The 2359-nt window shown below is 73.8% G+C and carries 4 protein-coding genes; 2 read left to right on the top strand and 2 right to left on the bottom strand.

Going from position 1 to position 2359, the window contains the following annotated elements; translation table 11 throughout:
* A partial coding sequence (locus H5J29_RS29485) for a maleylpyruvate isomerase N-terminal domain-containing protein (protein WP_181784244.1) occupies positions 1–237 on the bottom strand: 237 nt, incomplete at its 3' end.
* A gap of 146 nt (positions 238–383) precedes the next feature.
* Between H5J29_RS29485 and H5J29_RS29480 the strand changes: the two genes are divergently transcribed.
* Positions 384–704, top strand: coding sequence for a DUF3817 domain-containing protein (locus H5J29_RS29480; RefSeq protein WP_181784243.1), 321 nt, complete (start codon positions 384–386; stop codon positions 702–704).
* A 108-nt stretch (positions 705–812) separates the two neighbouring features.
* Here the strand turns inward: H5J29_RS29480 and H5J29_RS29475 are convergent, their stop codons facing one another.
* Positions 813–1820, bottom strand: a complete 1008-nt coding sequence (locus H5J29_RS29475; RefSeq protein ID WP_181784242.1) for a class I SAM-dependent methyltransferase — start codon at positions 1818–1820, stop codon at positions 813–815.
* Between the two features lie 73 nt (positions 1821–1893).
* Here H5J29_RS29475 and H5J29_RS29470 point away from each other — a divergent pair.
* The coding region (locus H5J29_RS29470; RefSeq protein ID WP_181784241.1) for an AfsR/SARP family transcriptional regulator at positions 1894–2359 on the top strand (466 nt) is incomplete at its 3' end.

The following is a 2359-nucleotide window of genomic DNA, read 5'->3' as shown; positions in this document are numbered from 1 at the left end:
GCGCCAGTCCGGGTCGAGGTGCGCGGCGCTCGGCTCGGTCGGCGCGTCGGTCGGCGACTTCCGCGCCGCGTGCGTGAACTCGATCGTCAGCGTGAGCAGGTGGTCCAGCAGGGTCGCGACGTCGAACTCCGGGCACGGCGTGGGGTCAGCGAGCTGCTCGGGCCGGATCGCGGGCAGCAGCGCCGCCAGCCGGCGGGCTGCCGGTGCGAGGTCCGGGGTGTGCACGGCGGTGGTCATAGCGGTCTCCTCTGCTCGTCGGGAGGGGAGACCGAGGGCGTCGCGCAAACTCATCGGTCCCGTGTGTTTCGACACCCGGTAGAAGTTCTCCGGCGGAGGTGGGGCACCATGGAGAGGGACCTTCTGAACCGGACAAAAGGAGCAGCATGACCGCCAGCACCGCCACCGTCACCGGCGTCGGCAAGCTGTTCCGGGCCGTCGCGATCGCCGAGGCCTGCTCCTGGGCCGGGCTGCTGATCGGGATGTTCTTCAAGTACGTCGTGGTGGGCAACGACATCGGCGTGACGGTCTTCGGTCCGATCCACGGGGCGCTGTTCGTGCTCTACGTCGTGGTCACCCTGGTCGCGTGGCGGATGCTGAGGTGGGACCTCAAGACCGTGGCCCTGGCCCTGTTCTCCTCCATCCCGCCGCTCATGACGATCTGGTTCGAGCGCCGCGCCGCCGCCCGGGGGCAGCTCGCGGGGTGATCGTCGGGAGTGGAGCGGAACAGGCGCTGAGCGCACGTTCCGCTCCAGTCCCGGCGATCATGGCGGGACCGGCTGCGCGCCCGCACGCCTGCGGGCAGGGCAAAGGGGTCAGGAGAGACGGTAGAAGCGGAAGAAGTCGTGCTCCAGGGGGAGGACCTCCAGCTCCGCGAAGCCCGCCTTCTCCGCGTAGGCGCGCAGGGTGGCGGGGCGCATGACCGTGCCGGTGCCCGCCGAGTCGGCGTGGGCCATACCGTCGGCGAGGCAGCAGAGCAGGGAGTAGCCGTACATCAGCCGCTCGACCTCGTCGCCCGGCGCGGTGAACTCCTCCGCCACCTTCTCGTCCATCACCAGCACCTCACCGCCCGCCGCGCGCATCGCCGCCAGGACCGAGACCGGGTCCGGGAGGTCGTGGACGCACTCGAAGGCGCAGACGACGTCGTAGCCGGTGCCGCTCAGGGGCGCCTCGAAGAACCGCACCCGGTCGTCGACGCCTGCCTCCCGGGCGTTCCGTCGGGCCGCGGCGACCGAGGGGGCGTCGAGGTCGAAGCCGTCGACCGTCGCGTCCGGGTAGGCGAGCGCGATCCCGATCGCGGACCAGCCGTGCCCACAGCCGACGTCGGCGACCCGGCCACCGGCCCGCAGCGCCGCGTCGACCGACGGGATCGCCGGGAGGTACTCCGTGCCCAGCGGCCCGAGGAACAGCGGGCGGTTCGCGGCGGCCTGGCCCTCGTGGGCGTCCGGACCGTGCGCCGACCACGACACCCCGCCGCCGGTGCGGAAGGCCTCGACCAGCGCGTCGGTCTGCTTGGCGAACCCGATCACGGCCTTGGCGAGCGGGGCGACGTGGTCGAGGGACAGCTCGTCGAGCAGGGCGGCGCGGTGCTCGTCGGGGAGCGCGAACCGGCCGTCGGCCACCTTTAGGATCCCCGTCACGGCCTGCTGCTCGCACCATTCGCGGGCGTAGCGCTCGGCGGTGCCGGTGCGGTCGGCGAGCTCGGTCGGGGTCAGGGGCCGGTCGAGGGCCCGGTAGTAGCCGAGGCGGTCGCCCAGGTAGACGGCGTGCAGGTCCATCGTGGCGAGGACGGAGGCGAAGAGCCGGTCGGTGAGAGTGGTCATGGCGGCCACTGTGGCCGGCGCCGCTGTCGGCGCGGTCTCGCCCCGCTGTCACCACCGCTGCCAGGATGACGGCATGCTCCGCGTCCTCGGCCCCCTCGTGGTCGACGGCGTCGCGATCGGCTCGGCGCGGCAGCGTCGGCTGCTCGCCGCGCTGGCCCTCCGCCTCGGGGCGAGCGTGCCCGTGGACGTGCTCGCCGAGCTGGTCTGGGGCGCGGACCCGCCCGCCGACCCGGCGGGCGCGGTGCAGACGAACGTGGCCCGGCTGCGCAGGCTGCTGCCGCCCGAGCTGGTCGTGCAGACCACCCCCGACGGGTACCGGCTCACCGCCACGGAGGTCGACGCCGCCCAGTTCGAGGCGCACGTCGCCGCCGACCGCCACGAGCAGGCCCTGGCGGTGTGGGGCGGTGCGCCGTTCGCGGAGCTGGACCACCCGGTCGTCGCACCCGAGGTCACCCGGCTGTACGAGCTGCGGGGCCGGGCCGTCGAGGGCTGGGCGGGGACGCTGCTCGGCACGGGTCGTCCGGCCGAGGCCGTCGCCG

Origin of the sequence: Pseudonocardia pini (assembly GCF_013870575.1) — a bacterium.
In the GTDB taxonomy this organism is placed as follows: Bacteria; Actinomycetota; Actinomycetes; order Mycobacteriales; family Pseudonocardiaceae; genus Pseudonocardia; species Pseudonocardia pini.
The sequence above is the reverse complement of the archived record's forward strand: the minus strand, read 5'-3'. Positions and strand labels throughout refer to the sequence as shown.

Coding starts and splice junctions, on each gene's coding strand:
- H5J29_RS29480 (WP_181784243.1), top strand. CDS start 384: ATGACCGCCAGCACCGCCACCGTCACCGGCGTCGGCAAGCTGTTCCGG.
- H5J29_RS29475 (WP_181784242.1), bottom strand. CDS start 1,820: ATGACCACTCTCACCGACCGGCTCTTCGCCTCCGTCCTCGCCACGATG.